Consider the following 24,503-nt stretch of genomic DNA (forward strand, 5'->3'; position numbering starts at 1 on the left):
AGATCACGAAAATAATCGCTTATTGGCAATAGTGCGCGAATACAATAGCGGCAAGGCCAAGGGATAATGTTATTGAATAGAGCCTGAATGAATATTTTAATCTTGGTTGTATTGTTGCTTTTTTTTTTAAAAGTTTTATTCTTCAATTAAAGACATATTCTAACAATCTCAAATTCAACAATAGGACATCTCAATATGGCTGAGTTTATTGAAGTACTAACCCACGGTCGCCGCCTGAAAGCTCAACTGAAAGCACTGTCTCTGGAAGAATTACAAGAAGTAATTGAAAAGATGCAAGCGATCGCTGTTGAGCGTGAAGAAGAGCTGAAGGTTGAAAACGAAGCCAACGCAGAACGCATCGCTAAAATTGAAGCACTGCGTAAAATGATGGCCGAAGATGGCATTAGCGTTGATGACTTAGGCGCAATGGCCGAAGTTAAAGTTCGTAAGAAGCGCGCGCCTCGTCCGCCAAAATACAAAATTGAAGTAAATGGCGAAGAGATCACTTGGACCGGCCAAGGCCGTACTCCTAAAGCAATTAAAGAGCGTTTAGACGCTGGCGCAAACTTGGACGATTTCTTAATCTAACTCCAATTGCGTTTAAAAAACGGCCGCCTATGCGGCCGTTTTTGTTACAAAAAATTCATCTATTCTGCTGTCTCCACCCATCAATACTGCTTACAAAACACATACCTACCTGTAACATACGCAGCTTCAATAAGTTCTCAAGGAAGCAAGAACAATGAACCGCTGTTCCCAAGTCGGCACTGCATTGTGGCTGGCAATAACCATAGCGCCAACGGCCGCCGCGATTGGCGAGCACCAACTGGCCATTAGTGATCAAACCCCGAGCTTAATCGCCTATACCAACGTCAACTTAGTTGCTGCCCCTGGCGAATTTAACAGCAATGCGGTTGTAGTGATTAAAGACGGCAAGATCCACAGTGTGAATAACAATATTCCTGCTGGCGCAAAAGTAATCGATCTGGAAGGAAAATACCTCTACCCCGGATTTATCGATAGCTACAGCCAATACGGCTTAGATTGGCAGTACAGTTTTGACGAATCCGATAAGCCCCAATATCAAATCGATCGTTTTGGCAGCCGACATCCCAACAGTGCTGTGCACAGTGAAATGGTGTGGTCGGATCATTTTAGCCCCGATAAAGATGCGGCTAAAAAGTGGCAAAAAAATGGTTTCACCAGCGTTCATTCCGCCTGGCAAGACGGTATTTTTCAAGGCCAAGGCTTTGTGGCTTCATTAGCCCAACAAAGCGACTATGGCCTGATATACCAACCTCAAAGTGGTGCTTGGTTGTCATTTGATAAAGGCAGTTCTCCGCTGGCCTACCCACAATCGGTCATGGGATCCATGGCGCTTATCCGCCAAGTGTTGGCCGAAGGGCAGTGGTATAAATCACAGCAGGGTAAACCACAGTTAGCACCGCAACAGAGCCTGCAGGCGTTAACCCAATTCAATAAACAGCCAGCCTTTTTTAAAGGTAAGCACCCAGATGATATTCTTCGTGCCGCAAAATTATTGAATAACAACAATGCGGTTTATCTTGGCACGGGCTTGGAATTTGAACGGATCCCGCAGCTGAAGCAGCTATCAATGCAATTAATTGTGCCGCTTAACTTCGCCCGTAAGCCGCAAATTGATTCCATCTACGATCCCGCGCAGATCTCGCTCACAACATTACGCCACTGGGAGCGAAGCCCCAGCAATCTGGCCGAGTTAGCAAAACACAAATTACCCTTTGCCATCACGTTAGAAGGGTTAGACGCCGACAAATTCCTGCCCAATTTACGCCAAGCGATGCAGCACGGCTTAACCGCCGAGCAAGCGTTAGCCGCACTGACCACCACCCCCGCGCAATTCCTCGGGCTGGAACAACAGCTTGGCAAAATTGCCCCAGGTTACCGTGCCGATCTGGTGATCAGCGATGGCGATCTGTTTGTTGATGGCCGCATTGAAGCCGTCGTCACCCAAGGTCAATGGCAACAGATCGCCCCGAAGCACCGTTATGCCATCCGTGGCCAGTGGCAACTGGAGTGGCAGAACCAAGCGCTGGAGATGGCGCTGTTTGTTGAAGAGGGCAAACTCAAAGGCCAGTTTGAGCAGGGCGAAACCGTATTAACCCTAAACAAACTGAACGCCAGCCAAGCGGAGTTATCATTCCAGCTGGATACGGCCGAGCTGGGCGGCGAAGGTACGGCCACCGTCACTCTGAACGGCAACCGGGATTACTTAAGCGGTTACGCCCTGCTTAGCAGCGGCGAACGCATCGAAGTGTCAGCCAAACGGGGCGGCGAAAACGACGCCAAAGCCGATGACGTTGAACCACTGGCGCCGCTCGTCTCTCGCCAGACTTACCCCAACGTCGCCTTTGGCCAACCACAGCCCGTTAAGGCGCAATCGCTGCACATCAAAAATGCCACCATCTGGACCAGCACCGAGCAAGGCAATTTGCTGAACAGCGACGTGCTCGTGCGCCAAGGTAAGATCAGCAAAATTGGCCAGAACCTGAAAACCCCATCGGGCTACCAAGTGATCGACGCCAGCGGCAAGCACCTGACTGCGGGGATCATCGACGAACACTCCCACATCGCCATTCACGGCGGCGTTAACGAAGCGTCGGATAACATCAGTGCCGAAGTGCACATTGGCGATGTGCTCGATCCCAGCGACATTCACATCTACCGCGCCTTAGCCGGTGGCGTAACCAGTGCCCAGCTGTTGCATGGCAGTGCCAATCCGATTGGTGGCCAAGCCCAAGTCATCAAGCTGCGCTGGGGAGCCGATGCCGACGGCTTGAAGTTCACCCAAGCCCCACCATCAATCAAGTTCGCCTTGGGGGAAAACGTTAAGCAAAGTAACTGGGGCGATGACTTTAAACAGCGCTACCCACAAACCCGCATGGGCGTAGAAGCGCTGCTGCGTGATGGCTTCCAGCGAGCGCGTAACCAGCAGCAAGCTCAGCAGGATTACGACGACTTAAGCCGCAGCGCCAAAAAACGCACCGTGGCCCCGAAACCGGATCTGCGCCTGAATACGGTGTTAGAAGTGTTGAATAATGAACGTCACATTCACGTGCACTCGTACGTGCAGTCCGAGATCTTAATGATGCTCGACCTAGCCGCAGAGATGGACTTTAAGGTGCAAACCTTCACCCACATTCTTGAAGGCTACAAGGTTGCCTCCGAGATGGCGGCAGCGGGCACCAGTGCTTCCACCTTTGCCGATTGGTGGGCCTATAAGTTTGAGGTGTACGACGCCATTCCGCAAAACGCCTGCTTGCTGAACGAACAAGGGGTGCTCACCAGCATCAACTCCGACAGCCGTGATTTGATCCGCCGCCTCAACCAAGAAGCCGCGAAATCGATGATGTACTGCGGCATGGACGAACAGCAAGCGTGGCAAATGGTGACCTTAAACCCTGCCAAACAGCTGAAAGTCGATCACTTAGTGGGTTCCATCGAAACCGGCAAACAAGCGGATCTGGTGTTATGGAGCGCCAACCCGCTGTCGGTTTACGCCCGTGCAGAGCAAACGTGGATTGAAGGCGCCAGCTACTTCTCGTTAGCGCAAGATAAGCAGCAGCGCGATGCCGTTGCCAACGAACGCGCGGCCCTGCTGGCCAAAGTGATGGCCGATAGCAGCCCCGCCAGCGCAGGGATCTGGCTCACCCCAGAACCGGTTCCCGCGTGGCATTGCGACAGTGCCGGCCAAACCGCTCACGCCAACCACAGCCACTAGGACTCACCATGACTAAATTGAACACCCTGCTGGCGCTGGTAGCGATCGCTATTAGCCCTGCCAGCCACAGCCACGATCTGCTGCCGGGCCAACAGGCCCAAGCGCAGCTGATCAGTAACGCGACCGTGCACACCCCGGAGGGCGTGCTCACCAACACCGACGTGTTGCTGCAAGCGGGCAAAATCGCCGCCATCGGCACCGATCTTGCCGCTGCTAACGCAACGGTATTAGACGCCAGTGGCAAGCACCTCTATCCCACCCTTATCGGCCTGGATAATCAGATTGGGTTAACCGAAATTGGCGCCGTACGCGCCACCGTAGATAGCCGAGAAGTGGGGCTGATCAACCCCCAACTGCGCGCCGCCAGCGCCTTTAACATTGAATCGGAAGTGCTGCCAACGCTGCGAGCCAATGGCATCGGTTACGCCCAGCTCACCCCGAAAGGCGGCATGCTGGCCGGCCAATCGGCGTTGGTGCAGTTGGATGGTTGGAACGTACACGACGCCATGGTTGCCGCTGACACCGGCGTGCACCTGTACTGGCCGGATGCGCGCTTAGCTCAGGGCAAACAACGGCAAGAGGGCGCCGAGCACTACGCCCGCCAGCACCAACGCATCATTGATGCCTTTACCGACGCCAGTCACTACCTGCAGGTGCCCCGCCAGCAAATCGATACCCGTTGGCAAGCGATGGCGCAATTGATGCGTGGCCAATCCAGCCTGTTTGTGCACGCCAATCAGCAACGACAGATGGAGCACGCCATCGCCTTGGCGCAGCAATTTAAGCTGCAATTGGTGATTGTGGGTGGCTTCGACAGTTACCTGATGACCGACAGCTTGAAGGCCGCTAACGTCGCCGTGATCTACACCCACGGCAAAGGCCTGCCGCGCCACGCGGATCAACCATACGATCTGGCCTTTCAAATTCCGGCCATGCTGGCCGACGCTGGGGTGGAATTTGCCCTTGCCTTTAGTGGCAGCTGGGAAAGCCGCAATCTGGCGTTTGTGGCCGGACAAGCGGTGGCCTTTGGCTTAGACAAAACCGCCGCATTGAATGCCATCAGTGCAACGCCCGCCAAGCTGTTGGGCCAACCACGGTTAGGCCGCATTGAAGTCGGGGCACCGGCCAGTGTGATCCTCAGCCGTGGCGATCTGTTTGATCCAAGCCAACATGGGGTTGAACAGATGTGGTTGGCAGGCAAAGCCATCAACCTGGATAACCGCCACCAACGCTTGTACCAAAAGTACCAGCAGCGTTATCAGCAGCAGGCTCAACAGTAAGCCTCTGGTAACCATATCAGCGTCACAACAGCGGAGCCCACGGGCTCCGCTTTTTTATCGGTTACGGCGGTTCAGCGCACCCACCGGAGTTGATATAATCGGCCTTTCCCTCTGCAATTGAGCCTTATATGCATCGCTCCATCTTACTTGGCCTATTACTGCTTGGTGGCTGCAACAGCAGCTACGACATCAGCACCAATCTCGATCCTGCTCCCATCAAAGCGTACTTTGCCGTCGCCAAGGTTACGCTGCATCACTCGATGCCAAGCGATGCCAGCCCTGTTGGGTTTGTCGAAGGCCAAAGTTGCCAAGTGGATGCCAGCCAAGCGCCAGCGGATTTGGCCCGCGCACGTACCCAGTTGCGCCAAGCGGCCGCCAACCTTGGCGCCAATGGCGTGGTGCTAAGCCAATGCGTTGAGCTCGGTGCCCAGCCCAGCTGCCTAAGCAGCGTTCTTTGCACAGGCCAAGCGGTGCAGTTACCCCAATGAAGCAGTTACTCAGCCCCGTTGCCTTGTGCCAATCGCCCTACAAGCAAAAGTTTGCGATCCCACGTCAGCCAAACTTAGTGCCTGCGGCCATTGGTCGTCTGTTGATGCAAGACGACTGCAACCGCGATGAATGTTTGCGCGGCCTAGAGCAATTTAGCCATTTGTGGCTGATCTGGGGCTTTCACCAAAACAGCGAACAGGGCTGGAAACCAACGGTGCGGCCGCCGCGCCTTGGCGGCAACACCCGCATTGGTGTGTTTGCCAGTCGCGCCACCTTTCGCCCGAACGGCTTAGCGATGTCGGTGGTCAAACTGCATCGCGTGCTGAAAGAGGGCAAACAGCACATTGTTGAAGTGTCCGGGCTGGATCTGCTCGATGGCACCCCAATCTACGACATCAAGCCCTATGTGCCCTACTCGGATGCCCTGCCCGACGCCCTTGGCGGCTACGCCCAAGACGCCCCCACACCCATGCCAATGAAAGTGCTCGAAGCGGCTCAGCCACAATGGCAGGCCGCCCAGCAGCGCTACCCAGAATTTGCCCAATTGGCCGAGCAAGTGCTGGCGCAGGATCCGCGCCCCGCTTACCAACGGGAGCCAGAACGGGAATATGGGGTGCAGCTGCACGATCTCGACTTGCGGTGGCAGGTGATCGACTACTGCAACTGCGTTACTGCCGTGGTGCCATTACCGCCAGCACCTTAACTCGCCTCGCCCATACCGCAACGAACACGCCCAGCGGTACGGCCGATTAACCGGGGTGGTAATCCGCTTTCTCGCGCCGATCGCCAATTTTGACCGCCGGATTGCCCGCCCAGATCTCGTACTCTGGCACGGCCTTGGTGACCACGCTGCCCATGCCAATCACCGCGTGGTCGCCAATGGTTACGCCATCACAAATGGCGACCCCCGTGCCAAGCCAGACATCCTCGCCCAGCACCACCCCTTGGCTGCTGACCGGCTGCTCCACAACCAGGGCGTTACTGCCCAAGCCATGGTTAAAGGCGTAAATTTTGACGTTGGCGGCGATGCGGCAGTGATCGCCGATGACGATGCCGGCCTTACCACCATCAAAGCTGCAGCCGTGGTTAATGCCCACGTTGGCACCAATGCGAATGGGCCCGTGCAAAAAACTGTCGGCCCCAACATGGCTGCCCGCTCCCACCACAATGTCTCGGCCAGGCTCAGCAAACAGCTGCGCGGTTTGGGCCACAAAGCAACGCTCAGCAAACTGCACCGTTTCAAAGGCACTGAGCTTCGCCTGCAGCTGTTGTTGCCACGGCAATGCCCATTGCAGTTGTTTGGGTTTCAGTTTGGGGTAAAGCCACGGCATGTAATTAAGCCGCTGCTTATGTTGGCTGATCAGATCGGCGGCGGGGTAATTACGCCAATGGTTAGCGGGGAGTTCAGACATCAACAACCGTGGAGTTTAATAACAAGCAAGGTCGCCATTGTCGCAGCCTCGCCAGAAAAAAAGAATCGTTGTGGTTCGTCGCCGTGGTTAATCGCTGTGCACCAAGTCTCCGCGGCCCCCTTCCAGCAGTTTCGGCCGACCGCCATAGGCAACAAAGCGGTTGCGCCCGTCGGCCTTGGCCCGATACAGCGCTTGATCCGACAATTCGACCATGTGGCGGGCATCGCTGTTTTCTTCGGGCACCTGAGTCACCACCCCAATGCTCACCGTCACCACCCCAATGCCACCGCCAAATTCATGGGGGATCTGCTCTTCGGCTACCGCTTCACACAGCGCCTGCGCTAACACCGAGGCGTTATCGGTGGTTTCCGGCAAGATCACCGCAAACTCCTCGCCGCCGTACCGAGCAATCAGATCCCGTGGTCGATTCAATCGGCGTTTCAGCGCCTTGGCTATCTGCCGCAACACCCTATCGCCAGCCCGATGGCCGTAGTTGTCGTTGTAGGCCTTAAATTGATCCACATCCAACAGCATCAGCGACATCGCCTTACCGCTGCGTTTACCGGCTTCCCACTCTTGCTCTAACCAGTAATCAAACTGACGGCGATTGCCGATCTCAGTTAGGCCATCGGTAAGCGACAATTGCACCAGTTTTTGATTGGCATCGTGAAGTTCATCGGTGCGCGCTTGCACCAATCGCGCAATCGATTCATTACGCCGCAGTAACTGGTACACGGTAAACACCACCAAGATGCTGCCCAAACAACCCGCCAGCCCGATCACCCACGGCACCACAGTCATTTTTTCGTGGTAAAAATGCGGCTGCGGCAACGCCTGTAAGCGCCAATCCCGACCGCCAACATTGGGTAAGGAGCGATCCATCAACGGCAGATCGGTGCTGAGGTCAAATTGCCCCAAGGTATACAGAGTGCGGCCATTATCGCTGTCGTCCACCAAGCGAAAATCGATTAAACGGCGATCGTGGTTGTAGAAAGTGGCCCCGACCATCTCTTGCAGCCGAAACTCACCGACCACGAAACCCAACAAGCTTTGGCGCCGATCCTCTAGGGTTAACGGCAAACTTTGGTAGATCGGCAGCATCACCGACACCATGGTGTAAGGGGTGTTGTTTTCCAGCTGCTGGCGCACTTCACTGACCACCAGCTCGGCTTTGTCTCGGGCTCGCATCAACGCGCTTAAGCGGCTGGGATCCGAGCCCCAATCAAAACCAAAGGCGGTTTCATTGGTGGCCAATGGCGCCACATACAATACCGGGTAGTAAAATTTGCGCGCCTTGGCCGGCACAATGCGGCTGCGCTGCTGTTCGGTAAAAGTGAAATTGGGAAAGGTCGATTGCCACGCTAATTCGCGCTCGGGGCGCGCCAGATGGCCCACTTTGGGCAACCACTTCAAGGCCTGCACTTCGCGATGCCGGGCTAGGATCGGTTCCGCCACGGTACGGAACTGTTCAATGCCCACCTGTTCTCCGGCATTAAACAGCACCGCCAGCTGCTGCAACACATCAAAGGAACTGCGCATGTGCCAGCGCAACATGTCCGCTTGCTGAGCCACGGTGGCGTTTAGCGCTCGATCCAACTGATCGCGCTCGGCCTGATAAAACCGCTGCGCCAGCATCAAAAACAAACCACAGCTTACGATTATCGACAGCCACAATAGCGCTACTCGCCGCATCCGTTGATCCCTACCCTTCATCCTTGAAGCTACCATCTTGCTGCCATTAGCCAAATTCAAACCGCCTGAGTTTGGCTTAAATTAAGGGTAGTTAAGCTCTATCCATGACGCCACCACACGCCGCTGCAGTTAAAGTGGCGCAAAGCATGGATTGCGGCGGCTGTTCTGGTAAAATAGCGGACTTATTTTTCTGTGTTCACCAAAGCGAATTAGCCAAATGCGTACTAGTCAAACTCTGATTTCCACCTTGAAGGAAACCCCAGCTGACGCCGAGATCGTCAGCCACCAGCTGATGCTGCGTGCCGGCATGATCCGCAAATTGGCCGCGGGCCTGTACACCTACTTGCCAACCGGCTTGCGGGTGCTGCGTAAGGTTGAAGCCATTGTGCGCGAAGAGATGAACCGCGCGGGGTCAGTTGAAACGCTGATGCCTGTGGTTCAGCCTGCCGATCTGTGGCAAGAAACTGGCCGTTGGGACGAAATGGGCGCAGAGATGGCGCGCTTGAAGGATCGTCACAACCGTGACTTCGTCTTGGGGCCAACCCACGAAGAGGTGATCACCGACATCGTTCGTAACGAAGTGAAATCCTACAAGCAGCTGCCACTGAACCTGTATCAGATCCAAACCAAGTTCCGTGACGAACGTCGTCCGCGTTTTGGGGTGATGCGTTCACGTGAATTTTTGATGAAGGACGCATACTCCTTCCACATTGACCAAGCGTCAATGGACAAAACCTACGATGAGATGCACGGCGCTTACTGTCGTGTTTTAGAGCGCATGGGGCTGGTGTTCCGCCCAGTATTGGCTGACACCGGCGCCATCGGTGGCGATAACTCCCACGAGTTCCAAGTGCTGGCGCAATCCGGCGAAGACGCCATCGCTTACTCCACGGAATCCGACTACGCCGCCAACATCGAAAAAGCCGAAGCCGTCGCCCTGGGCGAACGAGGTGCCGCTACAGCCGCCATGACTGAAGTCGACACCCCCAACGCCAAAACCATCGCCGAGCTGGTTGAGCAACACGGCATCGCCATTGAAAAAACCGTTAAAACTTTGATTGTTAAAGCAACCGAAGCGTCCGAGCATGAGCTGGTGGCACTGATGGTTCGTGGCGATCACGATTTGAACGAAATCAAAGCAGAAAAACTGGCCGACGTGGCCACCCCGCTGCAGTTTGCCGAAGAAGCTGAAATTCGCGCCGCCATTGGTGCAGGCCCAGGTTCATTAGGCCCAGTTGGGCTGCAACTGAAGCTGGTTATCGACCGTTCCGTTGCGCTGCTGAGCGACTTTGGTGCCGGCGCCAACATCGACGGTAAGCACCACTTCAACATCAACTGGGAGCGCGATGTTGCCCTGCCAGAAGTGGCCGATCTGCGTAACGTGGTTGCCGGTGATCCAAGCCCTTGTGGGCAAGGCACCTTAGAGATCGCCCGTGGCATCGAAGTGGGCCACATCTTCCAGCTGGGTACCAAGTACTCTGAAGCGATGGGCGCCACCGTCTTGGATCAAAACGGCAAATCGAAGCCATTGACCATGGGCTGTTACGGCATCGGTGTGTCCCGTTTGGTGGCCGCTGCCATTGAACAGAACCACGACGATCGCGGCATCATCTGGCCAACCGCCATCGCCCCATATCAGGTGTCGATTGTGCCGATGAACATGCACAAATCCCATCGCGTGCAAGAGCTGGCAGAGCAGTTCTACAACGAACTGACCGCAGCGGGCATCGATGTGCTGTTTGACGATCGCAAAGAGCGCCCTGGGGTGATGTTTGCTGATCACGAACTGATCGGGGTGCCATTCAACATCGTTATCGGCGAGCGCGGCATTGATGCGGGCGTATTAGAGCTGAAGTCACGCCGCAGCGGCGAGAAAACCGAAGTGGCCGTGGCCGACATGGTGGCACAGGTGAAAGCCGCTCTGGCCTAAGCCGCACCGACTTCTTCACTTTTCGCGCCGCTCATTCGAGCGGCGCAGTTGTTTCTGCGCCAGAACAAAATACCCACCGATTATCGCCATAGCCCCATGGCGTGAACTATTTTTACCCAACACCGCCACAGACGTGATCCAAATCAAACAAAAGAGTTAAAAGCCGCTTTGCGTCCGCTCGGCCACGGTAATTACCCAGTAGTGGGTATTCTTTCGCCAACAAATCCTTTTACAATTTTTAACAAAGAGTTCGCATAACGTAACACCCTGTTTGACGCACTCAGCGGCTTGCTTATTACGCAACCGCTCAACATCGCTCAGCAAAAGGTAAGTGTATGTTTGACCCATCCCGCCGCAGCTTATTTGCCCGACACCGCACACCGGTGAGCAAACGCTTGCCTTGGGTTGTGGCCGAGCCCGACTTCCTTGAACGCTGCAGCCGCTGCAACCACTGTGTTAACGCTTGCGAAACCAACATCATTGTTCACGCCGATGGGGGCTACCCACAGGTTGATTTCAGCCGCGGAGAATGCACCTTTTGCGGTGCTTGTGCCCAAGCCTGTCCCGAAGCCCTGTTTGCCGACACCAACACCGCCCCGTGGCCCAATCACATCAGCATCAGCCAACAATGTTTGGCCCAACAAAACATCGAATGTCGCAGTTGCGGCGATCAATGCCAGCCGATGGCGATTCAATTCAAGCTAGCGGTTGGTGCCGTGGCTCAGCCGCAACTGCAGCAAGACAGCTGCAACGGTTGTGGCGCCTGCATTGCTGGCTGTCCTACCGCGGCCATCTCCATGATTTCCCCACAAGAGAACTAACTATGGCGCAGCAAGAGGTTCACATCTCCAGCTTGGTCGTGCACGTCAAACCCGACCAGCTTGAAGCCACCAAAGCACTGATACAGGGGCTGGAGAATACCGAGATCCACGGCGACAGCCCCGACGGCAAGATTGTGGTGGTGCTGGAAACCGCCAACCAAGGCTTTGTTACCGACACCATTGAAGTCATCAACGCCTTTCCGAACGTGTTAACCACCTTTTTGGTGTACCACCAAATCGAACAATTCGACTCAGAAACTGAGGACTTTGCATGAAAATGACCAGACGCGCGTTTGTTAAAGCAAACGCCGCTGCATCGGCCGCCGCCGTTGCCGGGATCACCTTGCCCGCTGCAGCAACCAATCTCATTGTCAGTTCGGACCAAACCAAGATCCGCTGGGACAAGGCCCCTTGTCGTTTTTGCGGCACCGGTTGTTCGGTGTTAGTGGGCACCAAAGATGGCCAAATCGTGGCAACCCAAGGGGATCCGGAAGCGCCGGTTAACCGCGGTTTAAACTGCATTAAGGGCTATTTCCTGTCGAAAATCATGTACGGCAAGGATCGTCTGCAAACGCCACTGCTGCGAATGAGCAACGGCAAGTTCGACAAAAATGGGGAGTTTGCCCCGATCAGTTGGGACCAAGCGTTCGACATCATGGCGGACAAATGGAAAGCCGCGCTGAAAGCCAAAGGGCCAACCAGCGTGGGCATGTTTGGCTCGGGTCAGTGGACCATCATGGAGGGCTACACCGCGGCAAAAATGATGAAAGCCGGCTTCCGCTCCAACAACATCGATCCGAACGCGCGCCATTGCATGGCTTCGGCCGTTGGTGGCTTTATGCGCAGCTTTGGCATTGACGAACCCATGGGCTGTTACGACGACTTCGAACACGCAGACGCCTTCGTGTTGTGGGGCTCGAACATGGCCGAGATGCACCCGGTACTGTGGACCCGCATCAGTGATCGCCGCCTGAGCAACCCTCACGTGAAAGTGAACGTGCTGTCCACTTACTACCATCGCTCGTTCGAGCTGGCAGATAACGGCATGATCTTCACGCCGCAATCGGATCTGGCCATCGCCAATTTCATTGCCAACTACATCATCGAAAACGACGCCGTTAATTGGGACTTCGTTAACAAGCACACTCACTTTAAGCGTGCGACCACCGACATCGGCTACGGCCTGCGCGACGAACACCCACTGCAGAAAAAAGCCAAGAACCCCAATGTTGGCAAGATGGAGCAGATGACCTTCGAGCAGTACAAAGCCTCAGTGGCCGAGTACACCTTGGAGAAAACGGTTGAGATGTCGGGGATCCCCGCCAACAAGCTGCTGGAGATGGCCAAGCAATACGCCGATCCAAACACCAAAGTGATGTCGCTGTGGACCATGGGCATGAACCAACACACCCGTGGTGTTTGGATGAATTCCTTGGTCTACAACATCCACCTGTTGACCGGCAAAATCTCCCAACCAGGCAACAGCCCATTCTCGCTCACCGGCCAACCCTCGGCCTGTGGTACCGCCCGTGAAGTGGGCACCTTCGCCCACCGGTTGCCCGCCGACATGGTGGTGAAGAACCCGGAACACCGCGCCTACGCCGAAAAGGTCTGGAAGTTGCCCGATGGCACCATTCCGGCCAAGCCCGGGTTCCACGCGGTACTGCAAGATCGCAAACTGCACGATGGTCAGCTCAACGCTTACTGGGTGATGTGCAACAACAACATGCAAGCGGGGCCAAACATCAACGAAGAGCGTCTGCCGGGCTACCGCAATCCAGACAACTTCGTGGTTTGTTCCGATCCCTACCCAACCGCCACCGCACAAGCGGCGGATCTGATCTTACCCACCGCGATGTGGGTAGAAAAAGAAGGCGGCTACGGCAACGCCGAGCGCCGTACCCAGGTGTGGTATCAGCAGGTGAAAGCCCAAGGCGACGCCAAGTCGGATCTGTGGCAGCTGATGGAGTTCTCCAAGCGCTTCAAAATTGAAGAGGTGTGGGACGAAGCCCTGTTGGCGCAAAAACCGGAGTACCGTGGCAAAACCATGTACGACGTATTGTTCCGTAACGGTCAGGTAGATAAGTACCCGCTGTCAGAAGCCAAAGCGCTGAACGACGAATCCCACGATCAAGGCTTCTACGTACAAAAAGGGCTGTTTGAAGAGTACGCCATCTTCGGCCGCGGCCACGGCCACGATTTGGCCCCATACGATCGCTACCACCAAGAGCGCGGCTTACGCTGGCCGGTAGTGGATGGCAAGGAAACCAAGTGGCGCTTTGTCGAAGGCCACGATCCTTACGTGCCAAAAGGCGCAGGCTTTAAGTTCTACGGCAAGCCCGATGGCAAGGCCAACATCATCTTCGCCCCCTTTGAACCGGCACCGGAAAACCCAGACAGCGAATACGATATGTGGCTGTGTACTGGGCGCGTACTCGAACATTGGCACACCGGCACCATGACCCGCCGCGTGCCAGAGCTGTACAAAGCGGTGCCGGATGCCCTGTGTTACATCCACCCAGACGACGCCGAAGCGCGCGGCCTGCGCCGGGGCGACGAAGTGATGCTGGCATCGCGCCGTGGTGAAGTGCGTTGCCGCGTGGAAACCCGTGGCCGCAACCGCCCCCCGGTCGGCTTGGTCTTTGTGCCCTTCTTTGATGCGCGCATCCTCGTCAATAAATTGATCATGGACGCCACCGATCCGCTTTCAAAGCAGACCGACTTTAAGAAGTGCCCCATCAAGATCACCAAGATCTAAGCCCCTTGCCCGTTGTGGCTGGCCAATGCGGCCACAACGGCGCGATAGCCATTAGGCGGAGAGTTATATGAAAGCCATCGTGTTAGCGGTTGTGACAGTGCTCATGACCTTTGCAACTTACGTTCACAGTGCCGACGAAACGGCACCAGTTCGCGGCATTGGGGGGGTTGAATCCCTACGGGGTGCCAGTGAATTGGAAACCACCCGTGCGGCGGATCCGCTCAAGCGTTTTCCACGGGATCAAGGCAAGATTGAAAGTGAATACGTGTATCAGCCACCGCTGATCCCACACACCATTCGCAACTATGAAGTGTCGCTGAACGTCAACAAATGCCTCTCGTGCCACAGCTGGAAAAACGCCACCGAGATGGACGCCACCAAGATCAGCGTAACCCACTACCAAACCCGTGAAGGGCAGGTGTTGGCCGACGTCTCGCCCCGTCGTTACTTCTGTTTGCAGTGCCACGTACCACAAGCGCAAGCTAACCCACTGGTTGAAAACGCCTTCCAGCGTGTTGACGCCCTGCAGAAGCAATAGTCACCTGCGCTAGGAGATCTTCAATGAAATGGTTAAAAGCGTTTTGGCGCCGATTGAAAAAACCCAGTAATGCCGCCGCTGGCGTGGTGTTGTTCATGGGCTTTGTGGGCGGATTGATGTTTTGGGGTGCCTTTAACACCGGCATGGAAGCAACCAATACCGAGGAGTTCTGCTCCGGTTGTCACCAACCCATCGTCAAAGAGATCCGGGAAACCGTGCACTACGCCAATCGGTCTGGGGTGCGGGCGATCTGTAGCGACTGTCACGTACCGCACAACTGGACCGATAAAATCGTCCGCAAAGTACAGGCATCGAAAGAGCTGGTGGCCTTTGCCATGGGCACCATCAGTACCGAAGAGAAGTTCAAAGCACGCCGCGCTCACCTCGCCAACCGCGAGTGGGCTCGACTCAAAGGCAACGACTCGAAAGAGTGTCGCAACTGCCACAACTTTGAGTTTATGGACTTTTCAGAACAGGGTAAGCGCAGCGTTAAGCAACACTCCACCGCCTTGGCGACCGGAGACAAAACCTGCGTAGATTGTCACAAGGGCATTGCCCACAAACTGCCAGACATGGCCGGTGTTGAAGGCTGGTAAGGAGCAACGCGCATGAGCACACTTGAATCGGTGATCTGGCACATTCTTGGCTACGCCGCCATGCCAGTCATCATCCTGAGCGGCTTCTTAGCCGTGGCTGCGGTGGCCCTGTGGTTACTGTCACTCAGTAAAGACAAACAGATTGACTAAGAACACTCGGCGGCCGTTCTGAGCCACCGTAAATCCGACAACGCCGAAGCCACCGCTTCGGCGTTTTGTTTTCTCAGGCACCAACCCTAACGGCCATTACGACTTCTATACTGAGTAAAAACAACTACTTCGAATAGGACAGCAATGGTGAATTCCAGCCGATGCGGCTTGCAGTTAAGTGGCGGTGGCGCCCGTGCGGCTTATCAAGTGGGCGTACTGCAAGCGGTGGCAAGTTTCTATCCCCGCAACCACGGTCTGCCCTTCCCCATTTTGTGTGGCACCAGCGCAGGCGCCATCAATGCAGTGGCACTCGCTTGCCACGCCAGCTGCTTCCATCTGGGGGTGCGTAAGCTGGATCACATTTGGCGTAACTTCCGCACCAGTCAGGTGTATCGCAGCGACATGCGGGGGCTAAGCCGCCACCTACTGTCGATTTTGCTGCATCGCGGTCATCGCCCGCCGAGCCTGTTCGACAATCAACCTTTGCGGCAGCTGCTGACCCAAATCATGCCACTGTCCCGGATTGAACAACACATCGAACGCGGCCACCTGCACGCCGTAACGGTCTCGGCCAGCCGCTATTACCACCCGTGCAGTGTCAGCTTTTTCCAAGGTAAAAAAGAGATCATCCCGTGGCAGCGTTCCCACCGTTTTGGCCAGCACAGCACCATCACCATTGAACACTTATTGGCATCTTCGGCCATTCCGATGGTGTTCCCCTCTATCCGCATTGGTGACGATCATTACGGCGATGGCTCGATACTGCAGATGGCACCGCTCAGCCCGCCAATCCACCTTGGCGCCAATAAAATTTTAGCCATTAACCTCGACAGCCCCCATCAAACCCAGCCACTGAAGCACCGCCGCCGTCCACCACGGGCCAACGAGTTGGCGGGGCACATGCTGGATACCATCTTTTCCGATACGCTCAATATCGACTTAGAGCGATTACAGCGGGTCAATCGCTCGCTGGCGCTGCTGCCAGAAAAAGCACTTAATCACACGCCGCTAAAAACGATAGAAACTCTGGTCATCAAACCCAGTGAGGATCTGGATGCCATCGCCCGCAGCCACTATCGCCACCTGCCACGAGGGATCCGCTATCTGCTGCGCACCATTGGCGTGACCGGCGACAGCGATTCCAGCTTATTAAGCTATTTGATGTTTGAAGGGCCCTACTGCCAAGAGTTGATAGAACTGGGGCGGCAAGATGCGTTACAGCAGCAAGAGCGGCTAAAGTCTTTCTTTGACTTGCAGCACTAAAAACCATCCAACAAGCGGCGTTCAGCCCGTTCTAACTTGCTGGTTTCCCCCTGCAGCAGCAACATGTCGCCGGGTTCGAGTGCCAGATCCGGCGTGGCAGTAATGCGATGCTTGCCCCGTTTCACCCCTTCAATGGTCACCTGCCAATGGGCAATCGACACCTGATGCAGCGAACGCCCCACCGCCCACGCTTTCGATGGCAGCTGCACCCAGTGCAGACTCTCTTTGTTGCCGCCTTCACTGGCATAGAACCCATGCAAGGTACGGTAATGGCGACGGCGTACACGCTCCAGCCGCTTTAAGATGTTTGGCAGCGGCACCCCAAGGCGATACAACACCTGCGACACCAGCATCAAGCTGCCTTCAAGGGATTCGGGGATCACCTGATCGGCGCCGGCACTTTCCAACGCAGTTAGGGTGCTGTCGTCCCGTGTGCGTACAATGATCGGCACCGTTGGCGCCTCTTGCTTAATGCAGTCGAGCAGATTAAACACCGTGCGGCGGTTATCAAAACTGATCACCACCATCTTGGCGCGGGCCAAGCCCGCATGACGCAAAATATCGATGCGACGCGCATCCCCAAAGCGAACGGGCTCACCACCGGCTTTGGCTTCCCGTACCCGCACCGGATCCAGATCCAGTGCCACAAACGGCATGTTGTCTTTGCGTAGAAAGCGCGCCAAGGTTTGGCCAACGCGGCCGTAGCCCAGCAATAACACATGATCCTGCAACACCAGTGGCTCTTCATCCTCGTCGCTGCTGCGCAGCAGATCGCCACCGCCCAACAGCCACTTAGATAAGCCGATGCAGTGGTTGATCAGCGCAGGAGCCACGCACATCGACAGCACCCCAGAGACCACCAAAACGTTGCCGATGTCGGGGCTGATCACCTGCCACGTTAGCGCCATGCCAATTAAGATAAAACTGAATTCGCCAATTTGCGCTAAGCACAGCCCCGTGGCTAAGGCGTCTTTGCTTTTCTCGCCGGTCAATTTAGCCAGCAGCGCGATCACCAACGCTTTGAACACCATCAAGGTGGGCACTAACAGCAGCAGTAAGCCGCCGTGGTTGAGGACCGTATTGAAGTCCAGCAGCATCCCCACCGAGACAAAGAACACCCCCATCAGCAAGTCGCGAAACGGCCGAATATCGGCTTCAAGCTGCTGCCGGTATTGGCTCTCTCCCAGCAGCATCCCCGCTAAGAACGCCCCCAGTGCCATTGATAACCCCACCGTTAAGGTAAAGTGCGCCGTCGCTAACGCTACCACCAAGGTAGTCAGCACAAACAGTTCATCGGAGCGAGAGCTGGCCACCTGATCAAAAATCCGTGGCAACAAATAGCCACCGGCCCACAGCAGCGCCGCAAACACCGCCCCGCCTTTAAGCAGCGCCCAGCCCAACTCCAACAGCAAGGCGCTGCCCTGAGAGTCAGAGCCCAGCATCGGAATGATGATAAGCAGCGGGATCACCGCCAGATCTTGGAACAGTAAGATGCTGACCGACAGCTCGCCGTGGCGGCGATTGAGCCAGCCCAACTCGTCAAGCTGTTTGAGCACAATGGCGGTAGAAGAGAGCGCAATGGCGGCGCCAATAACGATGGCCGCACGGATGTCGATGCCAAACAGCAGTGCCACCGAGCCCGCTAAACCACCGGTGATCAGCAGTTGTAACGAGCCCAAACCAAACACTCGGCTGCGCATCGCCCACAACCGTGGCAGCGAAAACTCCAGCCCCAAGGAAAACATAAGAAAGACGATGCCGTACTCGGCCACCAGATGGATCTGCTCAGAGCTAAGCCATGCCAGTCCTTGCTGCCCCGCCGCCACCCCGATCCCCAACCACGCTAAGATGGTGGGTAATCCAAAGCGACGACAGATCCAAATGGCCATCACAGCCATGGCGGCTAACGCCAACGCAATATCCATCGAGCCTCCTTGCTTTAGGGTGTATTTCAGCGCGGTAACGGACGTTTACGTCACCAGCGTCGGCCACCAGCCAACGCCTTCGCTTTGCAGAAAATCCTGTTCCAGCCAGTAACCCAGCGCCGCAATCACGGTGTCGTCGTAACACAGCAGCGCCACTTGCGAGCGCTGCCATGGCGGCACCTGAAACTCTTGCCACAGTTTTTTCAAACTGCGCCGCTGCTGCCGAGTATGCGGGTGCAACTTGGTGGCCCCAGGCAGATCGTAGCGTACGCTTAATCGTGACAGTGCCAACGGCTTTAATCTGGGTCCATCATAACAAGGCTTTAACAGCCAATGTTGGCCGTTTTGCAATTGCCCCTGTTGCCACGGATGAGTTGATAACGGGGCTGGCGCTTGTCGCCCCAGCAGATAGATCCCACCAAGGTAACGCTTCAGCGACCAACGACCCCAATCCAGCTGGGGTTGGCTGTCTGCGCGCGCCTGCCACATGGCGGCCAGCTGCTGCAGTTGCGCTTGAGAGGGCATTAACGCCCCATGCTGGCGCAAAAAATAACGCAGCAGGTTATTTTGCCGCGCTTGGCTAAAATCGGCGCTGAGCGCCAAGCTCAGCCCCTGTCCTGGCAATTGGCATCGTTGGTAGTCAGCTTGGGCTAACTCATCACACAGCGCTTGCTGCTCGGCACACAGAGCGGCACTGCGAGCAAGGCTGGTTTTGATCCCCGGCCAACGCTCCGCCAACTGGGGAATGATCCGCTGCCGTAAGAAGTTACGGTCAAAACGCTCATCGCTGTTGGAGTCATCGTCAATATGAGTCAACCCCAGCGCCGCCGCCGCCTGTTCAATGCTGGCGCGGCTGTGGTTAAGCCAAGGCCGTACCAACTGCCCTTGGCCCAGCGGCTGGCAGGTGGCCATCGCCGCTAACCCCGTTGGGCCACTGCCCCGCTTTAACGCCAGCAACAGCGTTTCCGCTTGGTCATCCAGATGATGCCCAGTTAAAAGCAGCTCTGCCGGCGCCAGCGCTTGTGCAAACACCTGATAACGCGCCTGCCGCGCCGCCGCTTCAACGCTGATCCGCGGCCCCAATTGCAGCTGCACCTTATGCGCTTCAAATGTCAGCCCATAGGCTTGCGCTTGCGCTTGGCAATGGGCCAACCACTGATCCGCCTCGGCCGATAAGCCGTGATGCACGTGCAGCAATCGACAAGGCACCTGTGGGTGGCGTTGTTGCCAGCGCCCCAGCAGCAGTGCCAACAAGCTGGAATCAACACCGCCACTGAAGCCAAGAGTGACGGCAGTGGCGGTGTCCAGGGCAGAAAAAAGCGCGGCCTCTAGCCGCGCTGTGTTATCCGTTAGCGGCAATAACCGTACCCCATCAGACGCTCGTAGCGTTGATCCAGCAGTTCGTCCTGCTGCAGCGCTTGCAGCGTTGCTAAATCTTGCTCTAACTGCAGTTTCAACGCCCCAGCCATCAGATCTGGATCGCGGTGGGCGCCGCCCATCGGTTCATCGATAACGTTATCCACCAACCCCAGTTCATGCAGGCGAGGGGCGGTGATCCCCATCGCTTCTGCCGCTACTGGCGCTTTGGCGGCGTCTTTCCACAAAATGGATGCACAGCCTTCTGGGGAGATCACCGAGTAGGTGGAGTACTGCAGCATGTTCACGCGATCGCCAACGCCAATGGCCAAGGCGCCGCCGGAGCCGCCTTCACCAATGACGGTACAGATCACTGGCACTTTCAAACCAGCCATTACCTGCAGGTTTTTGGCAATCGCTTCCGATTGGCCACGCTCTTCCGCGCCCACCCCTGGGTAAGCCCCTGGGGTGTCAATAAAGGTCACGATTGGCAACTTAAAGCGCTCTGCCATCTCCATCAGGCGCAATGCCTTACGGTAGCCTTCAGGGCGTGGCATGCCGAAGTTACGGCGGATCTTCTCTTTGGTGTCACGGCCTTTTTGGTGGCCAATCACCATGACCGGCTGGCCATTGAAGCGGGCGGTGCCACCCACAATGGCTTCGTCGTTGGCGTACGCGCGGTCGCCACAAAATTCGTCAAAATCGGTGAACAGCAGCTTGATGTAGTCTTCGGTGTACGGGCGCTGAGGATGGCGCGCCATCTGTGACACCTGCCACGGCTCTAAGCTACCAAACACTTTGCGCGTCATGGTGTCGCGCTTTTGCTCCAACTGTTCGATCTCTTGGGCCAGATCGACATCCAAGTTACCGCTTTGGGATACTTTACGCAGCTCGTCGATCTTAGCTTCCAGCTCAGCAATCGGCTGCTCAAATTCCAAAAAGTCCAGGCTCATAATTTGTTCTCGTTGCGAAGTCGAAGCTTCGGCCAATGTCTAAAAGGTCACCGCGACCTGCTGTGGTCCCAGCAGTTTTCGCAGTGACAGCAATAATTCGTCCGCAGGGAGAATGCGATAGCGGTCTCCCAGTTGTAGCACCCCGTGGGCATCTTCACGTTGATAGTGGATCTGCACCGGACAGGCACCGTTGCCATGTTCACTTAACAGGGTTTTCAGCTCTGCCAACAACGGCGGTTGCGCCTGTTGCTGCGATAAGGTGATCACCACCGCCTTGGCATGACGTTCCCGCGCTTGGGCAATACTCATCACATCTCGGGCGGACAGTTTATTGCCACCACTGAATTGATCAAAGCTGACCTCTCCTTCTACCACTATGATGCGGTCGACGCCAACCAGATCACCGTACTTTTCAACACCTTCGGCAAAAAGGGTCATGTCCATTCGCTCGGAACCGTCGTCCAAGGTCACGATGGCCATTTTCGAGCCTTTTTTGGTGATCATCACCCGCGAGGCGATCACCAACGCGGCCACTCGGCTGGTGCGGCCCCGACCGGTTGGCGCCACATCGCGAATGCGAATGGTGCCCATCCGTTTAAACTCTTTCAGGTATTGGTTGATCGGGTGGCCGGTAAGGTACAGCCCGAGGGTTTCTTTTTCGCCTTTGAGCCACTCTTGATCGGCAAAGGGCGGCACCTGAGCAAACGAATGGAAGGCGTTTTCTGGCTCTGGGGTTAACGAGCCAAACAGGTCGTCCATCCCTTGGGCGGCGTTGCGGGCGTTTTGCGCCGCGGATTTGATCGCCTCTTCCAAAGTTGCCATTAAGCAAGCACGGTGCGGCTTACCGTCGGCTAAGCGAGGGCCTAAGTTATCCAAGGCACCGGCGTTAATCAGCTTCTCGATGGTGCGTCGATTCACTTTCTTTAGATCGATGCGATCGCAGAAGTCGAACAGATCGATAAAGTTGCCGCCGCTTTCCCGCGCCAGCAGGATCTCGTCTACCGGGCCTTCGCCAACCCCTTTAATGGCACCAATGCCGTAGACGATCTCCTCTTTTTCGTTGACGTTAAACTTGTACAAACCTTGGTTCACGTCTGGCGGCAGCAGAGGAATGCCCATGCGGCTGCATTCGTCCACCAAGGTCACCACCTTCTCGGTGTTGTCCATATCTGCCGACATTACCGCCGCCATAAAGTAGGCGGGGTAATGGGTTTTCATCCACAGGGTTTGGTAAGACACCAAGGCATAAGCGGCGGAGTGGGATTTATTGAAGCCGTAACCGGCAAACTTCTCCACCAAGTCGAAGATTTTCATCGCCAACTCGCCATCAACGCCGTTATTCACCGCGCCCTCTTCAAAGGTGGCTCGCTGTTTGGCCATCTCTTCCGGTTTTTTCTTACCCATGGCACGACGCAACATATCGGCGCCGCCCAAGGTGTAACCGGAAAGCACCTGCGCGATCTGCATCACCTGTTCTTGATACAGAATAATGCCGTAGGTGGGCTCTAGGATCGGCTTTAACGATTCGTGTTGCCAAGTGGCATCCGGATAGGACACCTCTTCTCGGCCGTGTTTACGGTCAATGAAGTTATCAACCATGCCCGACTGCAATGGCCCAGGGCGGAACAACGCAACTAGGGCGATCATGTCTTCAAAACAATCGGGTTTCAGGCGGCTGATCAGCTCTTTCATGCCGCGGGATTCCAACTGGAATACCGCGGTGGTTTCACTGCGTTGCAGCAGATCGAAGCACTTCTTGTCCACCAGATTGATGCTTTCAATCCGTACCGGCTCTTTGCCTTGTTTGGCTAAGGCCGGATTCAGCATATCCAGTGCCCACTGGATGATGGTGAGGGTACGTAACCCCAAGAAGTCGAACTTCACCAAACCGGCGGTTTCAACGTCGTTCTTATCGAACTGGGTGACCGGGTTGTTGCCTTCATCATCGCAATACAGCGGCGCAAAATCGGTGATTTTGGTGGGGGCGATCACCACGCCACCGGCGTGTTTACCGGCGTTACGGGTGGTGCCTTCCAGCTTGCGGGCGATGTCGATCAGCCCTTGCACCTCTTCATCGCGATCGTACAGCTCGGTCAATGCGGGCTCGACATCGAACGCCTTGGCCAAGGTCATGCCCGGATCGCCGGGGATCAGCTGGGTGATGCGGTTAACAAAGCCAAACGGGTGCCCCAATACGCGCCCAACATCGCGCACCACCGCCTTGGCGGCCATGGTGCCGAAGGTGATGATCTGCGACACCGCGTCACGGCCATACAGCTCGGCGGTGTGATCGATCACCTCGTCGCGGCGATCCATACAGAAATCGACATCGAAATCGGGCATCGAAACCCGCTCTGGGTTCAAGAAGCGCTCGAACAGCAGATCGTATTCCAGTGGATCCAGATCGGTAATTTTTAGGGCGTACGCCACCAACGATCCCGCACCGGAACCTCGGCCAGGACCAACGGGAATGTTGTTGTCTTTTGACCACTGGATAAATTCCATTACGATCAAGAAGTAACCTGGGAAACCCATGTTGTTGATCACTTCCAGTTCGATCTTGAGGCGGTCGTCGTATTCGCCGCGGATCGCCGCGCGTTTTTCCGGATCAGGGAACAGAAACTCAAGTCGCTCCTCTAGCCCATCCTCAGAAACCTTAACCAAGAACTCTTCTATTTTCAGATCGCCGGTGGGGAAGTCTGGCAGGAAGTATTCGCCCAAGCGCACAGTAACGTTACAGCGCTTGGCGATCTCAACGCTGTTTTGCAGTGCTTCGGGAATGTCATCAAAGAGCTCAAGCATCTCTTGCTCGGTACGCAGGTACTGCTGCTCCGAGTAAAGCCGCGGGCGACGGGCGTCGTCCACCGAAAAGCCGTCGTGAATGCACACCCGAATTTCGTGATTAGAGAAATCCTCTTTATCGAGGAACACCACTTCGTTGGTGGCCACCAGCGGCAGATCCATGTCGGCAGCAAAATCCAGCGCGGCGTGCAGGTAGGTTTCCTCGTCCGCACGCCCAGTACGCAGTAATTCCAGATAGTAGCGATCAGCAAAATGCTGCTGGTAAAAACTGGCTAAGCTGCTGGCCAAGGCGAAGTTACCCTTTACCAAGGCTTTGCCGACATCGCCATCTTTACCGCCGGAGAGCACGATCAGTCCGGCGGAGTATGTCGCCAGCCACGCTTTATCCAGCACCGGTCGACCGGCCACGTGGCCACGCAGATAGGCTTCACTGATAAGCTCGGTCACGTTGGCGTAACCTTGGTTATCCATCGCCAGCACGGTAATGCGGAATTGCTCGTTACCCAGCTCTGGGGTGGTTACCCAAAAGTCAGCGCCGATAATCGGCTTGATCCCAGCACCGTGGGCACCGCCGTAGAACTTAACCAAGCCACACAGGTTGGTCATGTCCGTAACGGCGATGGCCGCCATATTTTGCTCGGCGGCACGGCCAAGCAGCGGCTTAACCTTGGGCAGGCCATCCACCATGGAGAAATCGGTGTGCACCCGCAGGTGAACGAACTTTGGATCGGTCATAGAAGTTACTTATTGCGCTACTGGCGCCCCAATGAAGCGGCTG

At 55.9% G+C, this 24,503-nt stretch carries 19 protein-coding genes; 13 read left to right on the plus strand and 6 right to left on the minus strand.

Translation table 11 applies throughout. The features are described from left to right. The first annotated feature begins 195 nt into the window (after nucleotides 1–195). The 5 genes from Q0796_RS03935 (at nucleotide 196) to tsaA (ending at nucleotide 6,232) form a co-directional block, all read left to right on the plus strand. Nucleotides 196–588: an H-NS family nucleoid-associated regulatory protein gene (locus tag Q0796_RS03935; protein WP_298440447.1), complete on the plus strand. Its 393-nt coding sequence runs from the start codon at nucleotides 196–198 to the stop codon at nucleotides 586–588. Nucleotides 589–742: 154 nt separating this feature from the next. Beyond that, a complete protein-coding gene (locus Q0796_RS03940; protein WP_298440448.1) occupies nucleotides 743–3,760 on the plus strand; it encodes an amidohydrolase family protein in 3,018 nt (1,005 codons plus the stop codon). Nucleotides 3,761–3,768: 8 nt separating this feature from the next. Next, complete coding sequence (locus Q0796_RS03945; RefSeq protein WP_298440449.1) at nucleotides 3,769–5,040, plus strand: amidohydrolase; 1,272 nt, start codon at nucleotides 3,769–3,771, stop codon at nucleotides 5,038–5,040. Between the two features lie 128 nt (nucleotides 5,041–5,168). Continuing rightward, nucleotides 5,169–5,528 (plus strand): Rcs stress response system protein RcsF, encoded by a 360-nt coding sequence (gene rcsF, locus Q0796_RS03950; protein WP_298440450.1) that lies wholly within the window; start codon nucleotides 5,169–5,171, stop codon nucleotides 5,526–5,528. Beyond that, nucleotides 5,525–6,232 carry a tRNA (N6-threonylcarbamoyladenosine(37)-N6)-methyltransferase TrmO gene (tsaA, locus tag Q0796_RS03955; protein ID WP_298440451.1) on the plus strand — a complete coding sequence of 236 codons (708 nt, stop codon included), beginning with the start codon at nucleotides 5,525–5,527 and terminating at the stop codon, nucleotides 6,230–6,232. Before rcsF ends, tsaA begins: the two co-directional genes overlap by 4 nt. A 46-nt stretch (nucleotides 6,233–6,278) precedes the next feature. On the opposite strand, the gene Q0796_RS03960 is transcribed toward tsaA, so the two are convergent. After that, nucleotides 6,279–6,941 carry an acyltransferase gene (locus Q0796_RS03960; RefSeq protein WP_298440452.1) on the minus strand — a complete coding sequence of 221 codons (663 nt, stop codon included), beginning with the start codon at nucleotides 6,939–6,941 and terminating at the stop codon, nucleotides 6,279–6,281. A gap of 87 nt (nucleotides 6,942–7,028) precedes the next feature. Next, nucleotides 7,029–8,633 (minus strand): diguanylate cyclase, encoded by a 1,605-nt coding sequence (locus Q0796_RS03965; protein ID WP_298440453.1) that lies wholly within the window; start codon nucleotides 8,631–8,633, stop codon nucleotides 7,029–7,031. Nucleotides 8,634–8,850: 217 nt separating this feature from the next. On the opposite strand from Q0796_RS03965, the gene Q0796_RS03970 reads away from it, so the two are divergent. The 8 genes from Q0796_RS03970 to Q0796_RS04005 all read left to right on the plus strand — a co-directional run bounded on the left by Q0796_RS03970 (nucleotide 8,851) and on the right by Q0796_RS04005 (nucleotide 16,689). Next, nucleotides 8,851–10,563 (plus strand): proline--tRNA ligase, encoded by a 1,713-nt coding sequence (locus Q0796_RS03970; protein WP_298440454.1) that lies wholly within the window; start codon nucleotides 8,851–8,853, stop codon nucleotides 10,561–10,563. 335 nt (nucleotides 10,564–10,898) lie between these two features. Next, nucleotides 10,899–11,384 (plus strand): ferredoxin-type protein NapF, encoded by a 486-nt coding sequence (gene napF, locus Q0796_RS03975; RefSeq protein ID WP_298440455.1) that lies wholly within the window; start codon nucleotides 10,899–10,901, stop codon nucleotides 11,382–11,384. 2 nt (nucleotides 11,385–11,386) lie between these two features. Further along, on the plus strand, nucleotides 11,387–11,659 hold the full coding sequence (locus Q0796_RS03980; protein ID WP_298440456.1) for a chaperone NapD: 273 nt from the start codon (nucleotides 11,387–11,389) through the stop codon (nucleotides 11,657–11,659). Further along, nucleotides 11,656–14,142, plus strand: coding sequence for a periplasmic nitrate reductase subunit alpha (gene napA, locus Q0796_RS03985; RefSeq protein ID WP_298440458.1), 2,487 nt, complete (start codon nucleotides 11,656–11,658; stop codon nucleotides 14,140–14,142). Before Q0796_RS03980 ends, napA begins: the two co-directional genes overlap by 4 nt. 67 nt (nucleotides 14,143–14,209) lie before the next feature. Next, complete coding sequence (locus Q0796_RS03990) at nucleotides 14,210–14,680, plus strand: nitrate reductase cytochrome c-type subunit (protein WP_298440460.1); 471 nt, start codon at nucleotides 14,210–14,212, stop codon at nucleotides 14,678–14,680. Between the two features lie 23 nt (nucleotides 14,681–14,703). Next, on the plus strand, nucleotides 14,704–15,276 hold the full coding sequence (locus Q0796_RS03995) for a NapC/NirT family cytochrome c (RefSeq protein WP_298440461.1): 573 nt from the start codon (nucleotides 14,704–14,706) through the stop codon (nucleotides 15,274–15,276). Between the two features lie 12 nt (nucleotides 15,277–15,288). Then, the gene (locus Q0796_RS04000; protein ID WP_298440463.1) at nucleotides 15,289–15,426 is read left to right on the plus strand and encodes a TIGR02808 family protein; all 138 of its coding nucleotides are present in this window, start codon (nucleotides 15,289–15,291) and stop codon (nucleotides 15,424–15,426) included. A 147-nt stretch (nucleotides 15,427–15,573) separates the two neighbouring features. Continuing rightward, nucleotides 15,574–16,689 (plus strand): patatin-like phospholipase family protein, encoded by a 1,116-nt coding sequence (locus tag Q0796_RS04005; RefSeq protein ID WP_298440465.1) that lies wholly within the window; start codon nucleotides 15,574–15,576, stop codon nucleotides 16,687–16,689. Here the strand turns inward: Q0796_RS04005 and Q0796_RS04010 are convergent. The 4 genes from Q0796_RS04010 to dnaE are packed head-to-tail and all read right to left on the minus strand — an operon-like array spanning nucleotide 16,686 to nucleotide 24,460. Then, nucleotides 16,686–18,614 (minus strand): monovalent cation:proton antiporter family protein, encoded by a 1,929-nt coding sequence (locus Q0796_RS04010; RefSeq protein ID WP_298440467.1) that lies wholly within the window; start codon nucleotides 18,612–18,614, stop codon nucleotides 16,686–16,688. The two genes, Q0796_RS04005 and Q0796_RS04010, sit on opposite strands and share 4 nt — an antisense overlap. 45 nt (nucleotides 18,615–18,659) lie before the next feature. Beyond that, nucleotides 18,660–19,973 carry a tRNA lysidine(34) synthetase TilS gene (gene tilS / locus Q0796_RS04015; RefSeq protein ID WP_298440469.1) on the minus strand — a complete coding sequence of 438 codons (1,314 nt, stop codon included), beginning with the start codon at nucleotides 19,971–19,973 and terminating at the stop codon, nucleotides 18,660–18,662. Next, nucleotides 19,964–20,923 carry an acetyl-CoA carboxylase carboxyl transferase subunit alpha gene (gene accA / locus Q0796_RS04020; protein ID WP_298440471.1) on the minus strand — a complete coding sequence of 320 codons (960 nt, stop codon included), beginning with the start codon at nucleotides 20,921–20,923 and terminating at the stop codon, nucleotides 19,964–19,966. Before accA ends, tilS begins: the two co-directional genes overlap by 10 nt. A gap of 39 nt (nucleotides 20,924–20,962) precedes the next feature. After that, entirely contained in the window at nucleotides 20,963–24,460 is a 3,498-nt protein-coding gene (gene dnaE, locus Q0796_RS04025) for a DNA polymerase III subunit alpha (RefSeq protein ID WP_298440473.1), read from the minus strand. Nucleotides 24,461–24,503: the final 43 nt, after the last annotated feature.

Source organism: uncultured Ferrimonas sp., assembly GCF_947489035.1.
Lineage (GTDB): Bacteria > Pseudomonadota > Gammaproteobacteria > Enterobacterales > Shewanellaceae > Ferrimonas.